The following is a 14752-nucleotide window of genomic DNA, read 5'->3' on the forward strand; positions in this document are numbered from 1 at the left end:
TTCAGCTTCAACAGGCCGAACGCGCTGCCCTGAGGGGAGCGCCGTCGACACCGACTTCCTTGGCATGCGGTACGCAATCGGGCTGCGAAGTGACCGCAACATAGACCAGATGCATGTTTGCCGCGACAAACACCGCTAGCCCCATGGCGACCAGCCCCCATATCACCAGCCTGCGCCGGCGTTGCGGGCCATTTTGCGAGGGCGTTGCGGCGCTTGCCGATGTCACTGCGGCGCTCCGTCAAGCGTGTGAACGTAAACGGTCAGAAGCTTGACCTGGAGTGGGCTGAGGCGCGCATCCCAGTGCGGCATATGACCCTGCCGGCCGGAATAGACACTGGTATAGACGGAATCGACATCGCCACCGTAGATCCAGAAATGATCCGTCAGGTCGGGCGCGCCGACATCGTGGCTGCCCTTGGCATTGTCGCCGTGGCAGGCCACGCAGTTGGCGGCGAAGACCTCCTTGCCGGCGTCGATCCTGGCAGCATCGCCCTCGGCTCCAGACAGCGAGCGGACGTAAGTCACCACATTCGAAATCTGCTCCGGCGCAAGCACGCCGTCGCGGCCGAAGGCCATCATCTGCGAAACGCGCGTATCGTCATTGGTGGAATTGATGCCGACCTTGATCGTTTCCTCGATCGCTTCCGGTTCACCACCCCACAGCCATGATTTGGAAGTGAGATTGGGAAAGCCCGGACCACCGGTCGCGCTGACGCCATGGCATACAGCGCAGTTGTCGACGAACAGGGTGCGACCTGCTTCCTTCACCGGCTGCATCAACGCCGGGTCGGCCTCGATGTCGGCATAGCTCATGGTTTCGACCTTGCCGGCCCACGCTGAAGCGCGCTCCGCATCGGCCTTGGCAACCTGCTCTGTCACCAGGTTCCGCTGATCGAACCCGGTCAGGCCCCTGGTGAAGGTCGAGCCGAGCGGCCAGGTCGGATAAAGCACCCAGCATATCAGCGAAAACAGAACCGTTGCGCCAAGGAAGAAAAAGACCACCCTCGGGATCGGTGTCTCGAGTTCCTCTATGCCATTCCATTCATGACCGGTGGTCGTCCGGCCAGTCACCCGATCGCGCTTTTCAAGCTCCATCGTTTTTCTCTCCGGCCTATTCCAGCGGCTTGTCGTCGTTGTCGAGAATGCTCATCTTCGCATGCGTGAAGCGCTTGCGGTTGGACGGCCACAACGCATAGACCATCACCGCCGCCGACATGGCCAGGAGGTAGAAGAGCCCCCAGCTCTTCGACAGCGCAACCAGCGTATCGTGATCGAAGTCCATTACTGCACCTCCGCCGTTGCAGCCTGTTGATAGGCCTTGTCGGTCAGCTTGCCGAGGATCTGGAGATAGGCGACCAGCGCGTCCATTTCGGTAAGACGCGACGGATCGCCATCGAACGCGCGCACATGGGTGGCATCGCCGTATCGCTGCGCGACGCCTGCCGCCGCATCGGTGTCCGGCGTTGCCTGGCCGCGCGCATCCTGCACCGCGTTCTCGACCATCTCTTGCGTATAGGGCACGCCGACCGTCTGCTGGGCCGCGATGTGCTCGCCAAGATCGTCGATCTTCAGTTCGTTGCGCATCAGCCAGCCATATTTCGGCATGACCGATTCCGGCACGACGTCGCGCGGATTGATCAGGTGCGCAACGTGCCAGGCATCGGAATACTTTTCGCCGAGACGGGCGAGATCAGGGCCGGTGCGCTTCGACCCCCACAGCATCGGGTGGTCGTATTTGGATTCGACCGCCAGCGAGTAGGGGCCGTAGCGTTCGACCTCGTCGCGCAGCGTGCGGATCATCTGCGAATGGCACGCGTAGCAGCCTTCGCGGATGTAGATGTTGCGCCCGGCCAGTTCGAGCGGCGTATAGGTGCGCATGTCGGGCACCTCCTCCACCGTTTCCTGGATGGTGAACAGCGGCGCAATCTCCATGAAGCCGCCGATCGAAGCGACTGCGACGATCGCCACGACGAAGCCGATGGCATTGCGTTCGATCTTGCGATGAAAGAACTCTTTCATGGTCGGTTACTCTCCGGCCTGGACTGCGTCGCGGGCAAACAGCGGGATATCGGCATCTTCCTTGCCCTGCGCCGCCTCGAGCTTGCTTTGGCGGATCGTCATCCAGACATTATACGCCGCCACGATGGCGCCGAGCAGGAACAGGAGCCCGCCGAAAGCTCGGGCGATGTAGTAGGGATGCATGGCGACCAGCGAATCGATGAAGGAATAGGTGAGCGAACCGCTTTCGTTGTAGGTGCGCCACATCAGGCCCTGGATGATGCCTGAATTCCACATCGCGAAGACGTAGACGATGGTGCCGGACAGCGCGAGCCAGAAGTGCACCTCGATGAGTTTCGGCGAGTACATCGCCTCGCGCTTCCACATCCATGGCACCAGCGCATAGATCGAGCCGAAGGTGATCATCGCCACCCAGCCGAGCGCACCCGCATGGACATGGCCGACGGTCCAGTCGGTATAGTGCGAAAGCGAGTTGACCGGGCGGATGGCCATGAACGAGCCTTCAAAGGTGGAAAGTCCGTAGAACACGGCAGCGACCATCATGAAGCGCAGCGTGGCGTCATCTCGCACCTTGTGCCAGGCGCCGTTGAGCGTTGCCAGCGCGTTGCCGGCAGATGCCCATGACGGCACCAGCAGCATGACCGAGAAGGTCATGCCGAGCGTCTGCACCCACTGCGGCAACGCCGTGTAGTGCAGATGGTGCGAGCCCGCCCACATGTAGAAGAAGGTGATGCCCCAGAAGCTGATGATCGAAAGCCGGTAGGAGAAGATCGGCCTGCCCGCGCGCTTGGGCATGTAATAGTACATCATCCCAAGGAAGCCGGCGGTGAGGAAGAAAGCCACCGCGTTGTGGCCGTACCACCACTGGACCATCGCATCCTGCACGCCGGAATAGACCGAGTAACTCTTCGCGGAACCCCACGAGATCGGCACGGCGATGTTGTTGACGATGTGCAGCATCGCAACCACCAGGATGAAGGCCATGTAGTACCAGTTGGCCACGTAGATATGGGGTTCCTTTCGCCGCGCCAGCGTGCGTAGGTAGATGAGGAAATAGGTCACCCACACGACGACCAGCCAGATGTCCGCATACCATTCGGGCTCAGCGTATTCCTTCGACTGGGTGACGCCGATCAGGTAGCCGCTGGCGGCGACGACGCAGAACAGATTGTAGCCAAGCAGTACGAACCATGGCGCGAATTGGCCAGGCAGGCGGGCACGGGTAGTACGCTGAAGCACGTGGAACGAGGTGGCGATGAGTGCATTGCCGCCGAAGCCAAAGATGACGCCTGAAGTATGCACCGGCCGAAGACGGCCAAAACTCGCCCACGCCTGATCGAAGGTGAGGTCCGGCCAGGCCAGCAAAGCGGCAACCCAGACGCCGACGAACATGCCCACCACCGCCCAGGCGATGGACAGAACGATGCCGACCCGGGTGGGATCGTCATAGTAACGCGAGAGGCGTTCCTTGTCGGGTTCCGGCGCGTAGTAGCCGGCCATCACCACGAAGGACAACCCGATGGCGAAGAGCAGGACGATATAGCCGTGCACGGCGATCGGATCGCCGCGCCCCATGGCTGCCATCGCCAGGCCACCGAGACCGAGCAAAAGAAGTGTGACCAGCGCATATTGCCGTTCGGATGTCGTCAGTTGCGAGACCATGTCGTTCCGCCTGTGCGAGAAAAGCAATCGATTGCAAGGGAGTTACCAACCCTGCTATTAGATGATGATTCCTTGGTCTTTGATCTTGCGCAAGGAACAAAACGTAGCAGCCACAATCCTGTGCGACCCTTGGTCCCTCGGCCGGGACACTTGGTCTCAGCGCCAAATCGTCTAGGCAAGGGTGTGTCGCCGCGGATTTCGCAGCCGGAAAAGATAAGCCGTTGATGACGCTTGCTATCCTTGTCCAGCGGGCAGGCCGGCGACATTGCGCCGCGCGCATGCTGCATTGCACAAAACGCAACGCTGCCATGCAAAATTGAGTCTTTTACCAATCGGTCAACAGGCCTAGCTTCTGATCATCGAATTCCGCCGAAGCCATCCTCCTCCCAGGCCAAGGCGGATACGGTCGGCCTTCACCTCCTCCCGATCGCTGACCGAACCATACGACACCCGCCGGACCTCCTCCCCCGGCGGGTGTTGTGTTTTCTGCCCCCTCCCGACTTATTCTCCTGCTGTTCCAGCCTGTTAGCGGTCGTCCATTCGCCATTTGGGTCCGTGACTCGACGTCACAACGCCTGACGTGCGTTTCAAAATCGTCGAAAGCACCCGAAAACAGCCATTGAAATCGATTTCATTTCAATTTAAACTCGGTTTCACAGTTGAGCTTCTGGGAGGATGTTACATGAAAAAAGCGCTAATCCTGTCCGCCGTCGCCGCCACGGCGATCGCTTTCTCCGCACTTTCCGCTTACGCCAAGGACGTCAAGATCGGCCTGTCGAACGGCTGGGTCGGCTCCGAATGGCGCACGCAAATGATCGACGAGGCCAAGGCCGCCGCCGAAAAATGGAAGGAAAAGGGCATCAACGTCACCGTCGAGGTGCAGAGCGCCAATGTCGACGTGCCCGGCCAGATCGCCCATATCCGCAACTTCATAAGTGAAGGCGTCGACGCCATCATCATCAATCCGAACAGCCCGACGGCTTTCGATCCGGTCTTCGCACAGGCCAAGGAAGCTGGAATTCTGGTCATCGCAACGGACGCAGAAGTGTCCTCGCCTGACGCGCTTTATGTCGGCATCGACCAGAAGGCCTGGGGCGCAGCCGGCGCAGAGTGGCTTGCCAAGACGCTGAACGGCAAGGGCAATGTCGTAGCGATCAATGGCGTTGCCGGCCATCCGGCCAACGAAATGCGCGTTGCCGGCTACAAGGAAGTGTTTGCCAAGCACCCCGACATCAAGCTGGTCAATGAAGTCAACGCCAACTGGGATCAGGCACAGGGCCAGCAGGCCATGCAGAACCTGCTCGCCACCTACCCCGACATCAATGGCGTATGGGTCCAGGACGGCATGGCAGCCGGCGCCTGGAAGTCGATCATGGATGCCGGCAAGACCGGTTCCATCGCGGCTACAGGCGAAATCCGCAAGGACTTCATCGACATCTGGACCAAGGACAAGCTGAATTCAGGTGCTTCGGTCAATCCTCCCGGCGTGATGGCGTCGGCGCTTAACGTCGCGGTGCTGATGCTGCAGGGCAAGGAATTGAAGGAGCCTGCGACGGCTGGCCAATACAAGAACGCCATGTACTTGCCGATCCCGTTCATCGACGGCTCCAACCTGGCTGACGCGGCCAAGGCGCTTGAAGGCAAGCCGGGCTACTATTCCTACACGTCTTCCTTCTCGATCGAAGACGCCGAAAAGCTCTTCAAGTAAGCTTTCTCCCGGGACGGACGCGCGGGTCATTGATTGATCCGCGCGCCCTGCTGCCACTGACGGGACGCTCCAATGATCAAGTTGAAACTCAACGGCGTCAGCAAGGCTTACGGCGCAACGAAGGCGCTTAGCCAGGCGAACCTCGATATCGAGGCCGGCGAGGTGCATGTGCTGATGGGGTCGAACGGCTCCGGCAAGAGTACGCTGTCCAAAATCGTCGCCGGCAGCGTCAAGCCGGACTCTGGCGAAATCCTGCTCGACGGCCAGCCGATCACCATAACCGGGCCGCAATCGGCCAGATCCCATGGTATCGCCATTTTCTACCAGGAACTTTCCCTCGCCGCGCACCGCACCGTGGCGGAAAACATCAGTCTCGCCAACCTGCCGTCACGCGCCGGCATCTTGGTCGACCAGGAAACCCTTGAAGAACGTGCCCAACACTATGTGACGCTGTTCGATGGCGTTACCGGTGACGGCTTTTCGCTCGATGCCGTGATCCAGGACCTGCGCGCCGACCAGCGCCAGTTGGTCGAGATCATGAAGACACTTTCGACAGAAGCGTCGGTCATTATCTTCGATGAAGCGACCTCTGCGCTCGACCGCGCCCAGGTCGATCGTTTCTTCGAAATCCTGCGCACGCTCAAACAGCAAGGGCGCAGCATCATATTCATCTCGCACCGCATGGACGAGATCTTCGCGATCGGCGACCGTGTTACCATTATTCGCGACGGCAAGATTGTCGGCACCAAGCGCATCGCCGATACCAACCCGGCTGAAATCATAACGATGATGGTGGGCAGCCACGACGAGGCTGGCGCAAAACCGGCCGGACACAGCGCCCCCACCGGTGCAGTCGCGTCCGCCCTTTCCGTACAGAACCTGACAGGGCGCGGCTTCAAGGACATCAGTTTTACCGTGCGCAAGGGTGAAATCCTCGGCTTCGGCGGCCTGCATGGCCAAGGCCAGTCGGCGGTGCTGAGAGCGCTGTTCGGTGCGATACCTCCAACCTCCGGCAAGATCGATCTCGACGGCAAGCCGCTCGATCCGGCAAATCCGCGCCAAACCATCCGGCATGGGGTAGCCTATGTTTCGGGAGACCGCGCCAGGGAAGGTGTCATCACGGGCCGGCCCATCCTCGAAAACGTCATGCCGATCCATTACCTGCGCGATCGCATGAAGCTTGCCCATCCGGTAGTCTCCGCCGGCAAGGCGCTGCCAGCACTGCAAGCGCTGCGAACAAAATTCGCCGGCCTTGGCTTTCCGATCAGTTCGCTCTCAGGCGGCAACCAGCAGAAGGTGGTGATTGCACGCTGGCTGATCGACCGCCCTGCGGTGCTTTTGCTTGACGACCCGACCAAGGGCATAGACCTTTCCGCCAAGACCGACCTTTTCGCGCTGATCCGAAAGCTTGCCGAAGAAGGCATGGGGATCGTGCTCTACGCCTCGGAAGACGCCGAGCTGCTCGACAATGCCGACCGCATACTGGTCTTCAACGGCGGCTCTATCCGCCGCGAGCTGACCGGCGCGGAGCGCACGCGCTATAACCTCTATCAGGCTGCGTACGAGGCCGCATGATGACGATGGCATCCGCCCCTGCCCGTTCGCAAAACCGCAGCGCCTTGAAACGGGCGTTCGAGCGTTACCCGTTCCTGCCGGCTCTGATCATCCTCGTTGTATTGATGGTGCTAAATGGCTGGTTCCAGCCACGCAGCCTGTCGCTGAGCGGCGTGACAGGCCTGATCAAGACCTATCTGGCGCTGATGTTCCTGGCCGTCGCTCAGACCTATGTCATCTATGCCGGCGACATCGACCTTTCCGCCGGCGCTATTGTTTCTCTGGTCAACGTCGTGATTGTTGCGGTGATGACGGCGTTGGGCGGCGACGGCTTGAGCGTCATGGCCGCGCTGGCCGTCGGCATTGCGACCGGTCTCGCCTGCGGCCTGGTCAACGGACTGGTTGTCGCTGCACTGCGCTTGCAGGCAATCGTCGCCACCTTCGCAACCTCCATCTTCTTCACCGGCCTAGCACTCTACATACAACCCGTGGCCGGAACGCCGGCGCCTGCCGCATTCTGGCGCACCTATGGCGGACGCATCCTCGAAATTCCGTTCGTTTTCTATGCGGTCGTGGCCTTTGCCATCCTGCTCGTCGTTCTGGTCCGCACGCGCCTTTCGCTCAGGCTGCTTGCCGTCGGCGATGGCCAGCAGGAAGCCTACCAGAGCGGCCTGCCGGTCACCGCGATCCGCATGGGCGGCTACGCCTTGTGCGGTGTTTTTGCGGCGCTTGCAGCCTTCTGCATCACAGGCGACACGGCAAGCGGAGACCCGCTTGTCGGCGGCAAGATGACCTTGTTCTCTGTCGCCGCTGTCGTGCTCGGCGGAAGCGCGCTCGCAGGCGGCTACGGCACCGTTGTCGGCTCAATGATCGGCGCGCTCATCATCGGCTTCATCAATTCTCTGGTGTTCTTCGTCGGCACGCCGTCGGAGTGGCAGAACCTCGTGCAGGGCCTTGCCATTCTCCTGGCGCTGATGGCAGGCGTTTTGGTTGGACGGAGGGCACGCGCATGAGCGATAGCGCCCCTGCCACCACAAGCACACCGGTATCGACCCGCGTAGCTGGATTCGTGAAGCAGCCCCTCATCGTTGCGCTGATCCTGATAGCAGCCCTCCTCCTGCTCGGCGAAGCGCTATCTCCCGGCTTTGCATCCGGCCAGCAGATCATGCGCCTGCTGATCGTTGCCGCGCTGCTCGGCATCGTCGCCGCAGGCCAGAACCTCGTTATCCTCGGCGGCCGCGAGGGTATCGATCTTTCGGTCGGCGGCGTGGTGTCGCTGAGCGCCATCATCGCCGGCAACCTGATGGCGGGCGAGAACTCGGGCATCCCGCTGGCGATCCTCGGCTGCATCGCAACTGGCGCTCTTTTCGGTCTCTTCAACGGCATCGGCGTGACCCTGCTGCGCATTCCGCCGTTGGTGATGACGCTTGGCATGCTCGGCGTGCTGCAAGGCCTGCTCGTCGTCATCCGGCAAGGCATTCCGTCCGGGCGCGCGTCACCGGGCCTCGCCAACTTCGTCTCGCAGCCTTTCCTGTTCGGGATACCCGGCATCCTGTGGCTGTGGATCGCGATCGGGCTTGTCATGGCCTTCCTGCTTGGCCGCACGGTATTCGGCCACCGCATCTACGCCATCGGCTCTAACGAACAGGCTGCCTTCATGGCCGGCGTGCCGGTGAAGGCGGTGCGCATCGCGCTGTTTGTGTTGTCCGGCATCTTCGCCGCGATCGCCGGCATCTGCCTGCTCGGCTATTCGGGCTCGTCATTTGCCAATGTCGGCGAACAGTACATGCTGCCCTCCATCATCGCCGTGGTGTTTGGCGGCACGCCGCTTTCCGGCGGCAAGGGTGGCTATACCGGAACGATGGCGGGTGCGCTGCTGCTGGTTATCCTGCAAAGCATACTGGTCACCATCAACATCGATGAATCGGGCCGCCAGATGGTGTTTGGCATCACCCTTCTGGTGCTGATGCTGTTCTACGGCCGCGGCCGTTCGATGCGCGCATGACCGCCCGGCCCAAGATCAAGGATATTGCGGAACGTCTTGGCGTTTCGCCGGCGACCGTCTCGCGGGCGCTTGCCGATACCGGGCTGGTGGCCGAACCTACCTTGAGCCGTATCCGCGAGGCTGCGAGCCAGTTGAATTACCGGCCCAATGTCAGCGCCCGCAATTTGAGGACGCGCCGCTCCATGGCCGTGCTTCTGGTGGTGCGCGACATCGGCAACCCGTTCTACCTCGACATCCTGAAAGGCGTCGAGGCTGCGGCGCGCGCCGCCGGTTACTCCGTGCTGATGGGCAATGCCGAGAACGACCCCAGCCACGAGACCGAGTATTTCGACATGCTGCGCGACGGGCATGCCGACGGCATGATCCTGATGACCGGGTCGCTGCCGCCGGAACAAGGTTTCCGCGATCGCTTGCCTACCGACCTGCCGGTGGTCGTTGCGCTTGAAATGATCGAGGAGGCGCGGTTCCCGCACGTGCAGATCGACAACGTAGCCGCAGCCCGGCAGGCGGTAGAACACCTGATTGGGCTCGGCCATCGCCGGATCGCCCATATTTCCGGACCCGTGCCGGAAGTGATGAGCATCAAGCGTCGGGACGGATACCGCAGCGCCATGCGCGAAGCCGGGCTTTCGATCCCGGAAGGCTATGAGCAACGCGGCGACTACCTCTTGCAGTCCGCGCGCGACGCTTGCCAGCGCTTGCTGTCGCTGGCCGAACCCCCGACCGCCATCTTCCTCGCCAACGACGAAATGGCTTTCGGAGCCATCCACGAGCTGCGCCGGCTGGGCCGCGATGTGCCGGGCGACGTCTCCGTGGTCGGCTTCGACGACCTTTACCTGAGCGAAGCCTTTTTCCCGCCACTGACAACAGTGGCGCAACCGCGGGCGGAAATTGGCAAGCGGGCCATGGGCCTGCTGCTCGACATGTTTGCCGGCGGCATTGCGCCTGACCAGCCTTTGGTGCTGCCGACGACGCTCAAGGTGCGCGGCACCACCGCCCCGCCCAAACACCACTGAAAGGACACGCCGAATGACCGATTTGCCGAAAGCAAAACTGCGGGTTGGGTTCGTGGGCAGCGGCTTCATCGCCCACTTCCACCTGAAAGCGATGCTGAATGTGCGCAATGTCGAAGTCACCGGCGTCTACAGCCGCAGCGCGGAGAAGCGCCAGCGCTTCGTCGAGCAGGTTGCCGAACTCGGCCTTGGCGAATGTCGCAGCCATGACAGCCTGGAATCGCTGGTGCGCGCCAAGGACGTCGATGCCATCTGGATCCTGTCGCCCAACTACACCCGCCTCGACACCATGCGCGTCATCCATGCCGAAGTCGTGGCCGGTCGAAGCGAAGTCATTGCGGTTGCCTGCGAAAAGCCGCTGGCGCGAACCATCGGCGAAGCACGCGAAATGCTGCATCTGGCCGAGGACGCAAAGCTCAATCACGGCTATCTGGAAAACCAGGTGTTCTGCACGCCGGTGCTGCGCGGCAAGGAAATCATCTGGCGGCGTGCCGCCTCAGCCACCGGGCGGCCCTACCTCGCTCGTGCGGCGGAAGAGCATTCCGGTCCGCATGAGCCCTGGTTCTGGCAGGGCGACAAGCAAGGCGGCGGCGTGCTTTCCGACATGATGTGCCATTCGGTCGAGGTGGCCCGCCATCTGCTCACCGCGCCCGGCGCGCCGCGCAACTCGCTGAAGATCAAGTCCGTCAACGGCACCGTTGCCAACCTGAAATGGACGCGGCCCGCCTACGCCGACCAGTTGCGCTCGCGCTTCGGCGCTGAGGTCGACTACCGCAACCGGCCTTCCGAAGACTTCGCGCGCGGAACGATTTCGCTGGAAGACGAGGACGGCAACGAACTGATGATCGAGGCGACCACCTCATGGGCCTATGTCGGGGCCGGATTGCGCATCCAGCTTGAACTGCTCGGTCCGGAATATGCGATGGAGTTCAACTCGCTGGCCACCGGGCTCAAGGTTTTCATGTCGCGCGCCGTCACCGGTTCGGAAGGCGAAGACCTTGTCGAGAAGCAGAATGCCGAGCAGGGCCTGATGCCGGTGCTGGAGGATGAACCCGGCATCTACGGCTATACCGACGAGAACCGCCACATGGTCGAGTGCTTCCGCAAGGGCGAGAAGCCCCTCGAGACATTCGAGGACGGACTGGGCGTGGTCGAGATGCTGATGGGTCTTTACCGCTCCGCCGAAATCGGCGAGACGGTTCACTTCCCCGCGCCCGATCTGGAACACTATGTGCCGGTTGTCGCCCGCAAGGGCGCTTAAGATAGGCGGTCAGGCCGAACCTATCGGCCTCATCGCCCGCAGATCCTGAACCGGCTTGAAGCGGATTGCGGCCAGCAGCGCCGTGCAAAGCACGTCGACGTCCGTCTGTTCGTTGGGACGCCAGTTGCAGGGGCAGGCATTCGGGCCTGAATGGGTTTCGGCCACTTCGCGATAGATGGAGCCGACGGCCTGCGCGGCAAGCCGCATGACCGCCATCGGCGGCAGGCCGCTCTGGTTCATGACACGGCAGAACTCGTTCATGATCGTCGCGCGGATATGGGCCTGAGCCTCTTCCTGGCGACGTTCGATTTCCATCATGTTCGACAAGGCTCGCTCCAGCACCGGGGGTGAACGGTGCGGATCGTCATATTAAAGTGGATAAAAACAATCAAGATTTAATTTCAGATTTTTTCATGACCCTCGAAGCAGGTTATTTTGCCCCGCACAGCTTGAAAAATTTACGTGCTGGATCGCCGGCACCTTCGAGCGGGTATTCCTCCGAGCCATCTTCGATCATCATGGTCAAGGAGCCGGACGACATGACCAGGTCCTGGAAACGCTTGTCGAGCGGCGTCTGCCCCTCAAGAATGAACAGGTCATCCATTTCGAGCCTCGTGCCGGTTGTAGCGACCCGCACTTCGATGTCTCCGGCGGAGAAAAACGTCTCGACTTTAACGCCGTCGGTCGCATTGATCGGCTGGTGCTCGATGGTCACATCGAGAACGCCGCCTTTGCCATCGCAACGGAACGAAAGCGGCGCATAACCGCTATCAGGCGTTCCATAGATCAGGACGGCCCCTTGGGCCTCTTCCTGCAAGACGAACCACGTCACCTCGTCCGCCGAAGCGGTGGAGGGAGCGAGGAGCAATCCGGCGACGAAAAGTGCTTTCAATCTCAAGGAGACCTCCTTCGAATGAACTGCGATCTTACAGGAACAATGCCCGTTCGCGCTCCACCGCCTTGCTGATGAAGCTTGCCACCGTCTGTACCCTGCGCAGCGGCCGGACCGTCTCGTGATAGACCAGCCAATAGGCACGGCGGATCGGCGCGATGATCTCGACCGGCACCAGTTCCGGCATCGAGCGGGCGACGAAAGTGTGCAGGATTCCGATACCAGCACCAGAGCGCACGGCCTCTGCCTGACCAAGTGCGGAGGAAATGGCGAAGGACGAGCGCCAGTCGGCGCTGAATTCCGCTTCGTAGTCGAGCGAGGGGCTGACGATCAGGTCCGGTACGTAGCCTATGAGTGGATGGCCCGAAAGTTCGGCGGCGGATTTGGGCAGGCCGTGTTCGTCGGCATAAGAGCGCGAAGCAAAGAGACCGAGCGAATAGTCGACGAGCTTGCCTGCGACCAACCGCCCTTCGGTCGGCCGCTCGACCGTGATCACGATGTCAGCTTCGCGCCGTGACAGCGAGAACGAGCGCGGCACCGGCACCAGTTGGATCGTCAGCTCGCGGTGCTGGGCGGTAAGTTCGCCAAGATGTCGGGCAAGAAAGGCGACGCCGAAACCATCCGGCGCACCGATGCGCACGGTGCCCGAAATGTCGTCGCCCTCGCCTGCAACGGCAGAGCGCGCGGCAATGACGTCTGCCTCCATGCGTTCGGCGATTTCCAGAAAACGCTGCCCCGCCCGGGTCAGTTCGCTGCCGGTGGTAAGGCGCCGGAACAGCTTGGCGCGCAGTGCGTCTTCGAGCGTGGCGATGCGCCGCGAAACGGTGGCGTGGTTGAGTTCCAGCCGCCTTGCCGCACCAAGGATCTGCCCGGCACGCGCGACTGCCAGGAAAACGCGCACATCGTCCCAATTCATGTTGGGATTTATATGCAGAAAATAATGCGCGATACAAGATCGCTCTACATTCAACGCACAACGGTTGCGTTTCCGCTCACGTTGCCATCGCGTCAGCGAAAGCAGACAATGAAGTATCGAATTTCTGGGAGCGATATGATGGATCACTACGGTCATTTTATAGGTGGCAAGCACGTCAAGAGCACGTCGGGACGTGAAGCCGATGTTTTTCAGCCGCTGGATGGCAGCGTGCGCGCCAAGGTAGCGCTCGGCTCCAAGGCCGAACTCGAGCAGGCGGTTGCAAACGCCAAGGCAGCGCAGCCGGCTTGGGCGGCAACCAACCCGCAGCGCCGCGCGCGCATATTCATGAAGTTCCTCGAGCTGGTGGCGCGCGACAATGACGCGCTGGCCGAACTGCTCGCCCGCGAGCATGGCAAGACCATTCCCGACGCCAAGGGCGACATTCTGCGCGGCGTCGAAGTCGTCGAATTCGCACTTGGCATTCCGCACCTGATGAAGGGCGAATACACGGAAGGCGCGGGCCCCGGCATCGACCTTTATTCGATCCGCCAGCCGCTTGGCGTGGTTGCCGGCATCACGCCGTTCAACTTCCCCGCCATGATCCCGATGTGGAAGTTTGCGCCGGCCATCGCTTGCGGCAACGCCTTCATCCTCAAGCCTTCCGAGCGCGACCCGGGCGTGCCGATGAAGCTGGCCGAGCTTATGCTCGAAGCCGGCCTGCCGGCAGGCATCCTCAACGTCGTCAATGGCGACAAGGAAGTGGTCGACGCCATCCTCGACCATCAGGACATTTCCGCGCTCGGCTTCGTCGGTTCCTCGTCGATTGCCGAGTACATCTATTCGCGTGGCTGCGCCAACGGCAAGCGCGTGCAGTGCTTCGGCGGCGCCAAGAACCACATGATCATCATGCCCGACGCTGACATGGACCAGACGGTGGATGCCCTGATCGGCGCCGGCTATGGCGCGGCTGGCGAGCGCTGCATGGCGGTTTCCGTTGCCGTGCCGGTCGGCAAGGCGACTGCCGACAAGCTGATGGAAAAGCTGATCCCGCGCGTCGAGAGCCTGAAGATCGGACCTTCGACCGATCCGGCAGCCGACTTCGGCCCGCTGGTCACCAAGGCTGCCTTGGAACGCGTGCGCAACTATGTCGAGATCGGTGTCAAGGAAGGTGCCAAGCTCGCCGTGGACGGTCGCGGCTTCAAGATGCAGGGTTACGAGAACGGCTTCTACATGGGCGGCTGCCTGTTCGACGAAGTGACGCCGGACATGCGCATCTACAAGGAAGAGATCTTCGGCCCAGTGCTCTCGGTGGTACGCGCCCACGATTTCGAGGAAGCGGTTCGGCTGCCGTCCGAACATGAATACGGCAACGGTGTTGCCATCTTCACCCGTGACGGCGATGCGGCACGTGAATTCGCAGCCCGCGTCCAAGTGGGCATGGTCGGCATCAACGTGCCGATCCCTGTGCCGGTTTCCTACTACACCTTCGGCGGCTGGAAGAAGTCAGGCTTCGGCGACCTCAACCAGTATGGCCCGGACTCAGTGCGCTTCTACACCAAGACCAAGACGGTTACCTCGCGTTGGCCGTCGGGCGTCAAGGAAGGCGCAGAGTTCGCCATGCCAACGATGAAGTAGCAGGCCACCCCAACAGGGTGAATTTTCGAAGCCGCGGGCCCCAAGTCCGCGGCTTTCATTTTGTCGATTACTTGCGCAGATCAGCGC

General features: G+C 61.5%; 15 protein-coding genes. 7 read left to right on the forward strand and 8 right to left on the reverse strand.

Translation table 11 applies throughout. The features are described 5' to 3' along the window. Positions 1–7 precede the first annotated feature (7 nt). The 5 genes from ASD50_RS05355 to ccoN are packed head-to-tail and all read right to left on the reverse strand — an operon-like array spanning position 8 to position 3681. On the reverse strand, positions 8–226 hold the full coding sequence (locus ASD50_RS05355) for a hypothetical protein (RefSeq protein WP_056237072.1): 219 nt from the start codon (positions 224–226) through the stop codon (positions 8–10). Further along, positions 223–1095 carry a cytochrome-c oxidase, cbb3-type subunit III gene (gene ccoP / locus ASD50_RS05360; protein ID WP_056237075.1) on the reverse strand — a complete coding sequence of 291 codons (873 nt, stop codon included), beginning with the start codon at positions 1093–1095 and terminating at the stop codon, positions 223–225. The genes ASD50_RS05355 and ccoP overlap by 4 nt, the downstream gene beginning before the upstream one ends. Positions 1096–1111: 16 nt before the next feature. Next, on the reverse strand, positions 1112–1282 hold the full coding sequence (locus tag ASD50_RS22290) for a cbb3-type cytochrome c oxidase subunit 3 (RefSeq protein WP_082549497.1): 171 nt from the start codon (positions 1280–1282) through the stop codon (positions 1112–1114). Next, positions 1282–2019, reverse strand: a complete 738-nt coding sequence (ccoO, locus tag ASD50_RS05365) for a cytochrome-c oxidase, cbb3-type subunit II (protein ID WP_056237077.1) — start codon at positions 2017–2019, stop codon at positions 1282–1284. The genes ASD50_RS22290 and ccoO overlap by 1 nt, the downstream gene beginning before the upstream one ends. A gap of 6 nt (positions 2020–2025) precedes the next feature. Beyond that, positions 2026–3681: a cytochrome-c oxidase, cbb3-type subunit I gene (gene ccoN, locus ASD50_RS05370; RefSeq protein WP_056237079.1), complete on the reverse strand. Its 1656-nt coding sequence runs from the start codon at positions 3679–3681 to the stop codon at positions 2026–2028. Positions 3682–4363: 682 nt separating this feature from the next. Here ccoN and ASD50_RS05375 point away from each other — a divergent pair. The 6 genes from ASD50_RS05375 (at position 4364) to ASD50_RS05400 (ending at position 11222) form a co-directional block, all read left to right on the forward strand. Then, positions 4364–5389, forward strand: coding sequence for an ABC transporter substrate-binding protein (locus ASD50_RS05375; protein WP_056237082.1), 1026 nt, complete (start codon positions 4364–4366; stop codon positions 5387–5389). A 72-nt stretch (positions 5390–5461) separates the two neighbouring features. Then, on the forward strand, positions 5462–6964 hold the full coding sequence (locus ASD50_RS05380) for a sugar ABC transporter ATP-binding protein (RefSeq protein ID WP_056237084.1): 1503 nt from the start codon (positions 5462–5464) through the stop codon (positions 6962–6964). A 5-nt stretch (positions 6965–6969) separates the two neighbouring features. Then, complete coding sequence (locus ASD50_RS05385) at positions 6970–7956, forward strand: ABC transporter permease (RefSeq protein WP_162251988.1); 987 nt, start codon at positions 6970–6972, stop codon at positions 7954–7956. Then, entirely contained in the window at positions 7953–8948 is a 996-nt protein-coding gene (locus ASD50_RS05390) for an ABC transporter permease (RefSeq protein ID WP_056237089.1), read from the forward strand. Before ASD50_RS05385 ends, ASD50_RS05390 begins: the two co-directional genes overlap by 4 nt. Further along, positions 8945–9964 carry a LacI family DNA-binding transcriptional regulator gene (locus ASD50_RS05395; RefSeq protein WP_056237091.1) on the forward strand — a complete coding sequence of 340 codons (1020 nt, stop codon included), beginning with the start codon at positions 8945–8947 and terminating at the stop codon, positions 9962–9964. The genes ASD50_RS05390 and ASD50_RS05395 overlap by 4 nt, the downstream gene beginning before the upstream one ends. Positions 9965–9977: 13 nt before the next feature. Further along, the gene (locus tag ASD50_RS05400) at positions 9978–11222 is read left to right on the forward strand and encodes a Gfo/Idh/MocA family protein (protein ID WP_056237094.1); all 1245 of its coding nucleotides are present in this window, start codon (positions 9978–9980) and stop codon (positions 11220–11222) included. Between the two features lie 9 nt (positions 11223–11231). On the opposite strand, the gene ASD50_RS05405 is transcribed toward ASD50_RS05400, so the two are convergent. The 3 genes from ASD50_RS05405 to ASD50_RS05415 all read right to left on the reverse strand — a co-directional run bounded on the left by ASD50_RS05405 (position 11232) and on the right by ASD50_RS05415 (position 13030). Beyond that, a complete protein-coding gene (locus ASD50_RS05405; protein ID WP_156464948.1) occupies positions 11232–11549 on the reverse strand; it encodes a hypothetical protein in 318 nt (105 codons plus the stop codon). Positions 11550–11652: 103 nt separating this feature from the next. Continuing rightward, entirely contained in the window at positions 11653–12120 is a 468-nt protein-coding gene (locus ASD50_RS05410) for a hypothetical protein (protein ID WP_156464949.1), read from the reverse strand. A gap of 28 nt (positions 12121–12148) precedes the next feature. Next, a complete protein-coding gene (locus tag ASD50_RS05415) occupies positions 12149–13030 on the reverse strand; it encodes a LysR family transcriptional regulator (RefSeq protein WP_056237101.1) in 882 nt (293 codons plus the stop codon). A 138-nt stretch (positions 13031–13168) separates the two neighbouring features. On the opposite strand from ASD50_RS05415, the gene ASD50_RS05420 reads away from it, so the two are divergent. Continuing rightward, positions 13169–14665, forward strand: a complete 1497-nt coding sequence (locus tag ASD50_RS05420; RefSeq protein ID WP_056237179.1) for a CoA-acylating methylmalonate-semialdehyde dehydrogenase — start codon at positions 13169–13171, stop codon at positions 14663–14665. Positions 14666–14752 lie beyond the last annotated feature (87 nt).

Source organism: Mesorhizobium sp. Root552, assembly GCF_001427285.1.
Lineage (GTDB): Bacteria > Pseudomonadota > Alphaproteobacteria > Rhizobiales > Rhizobiaceae > Mesorhizobium.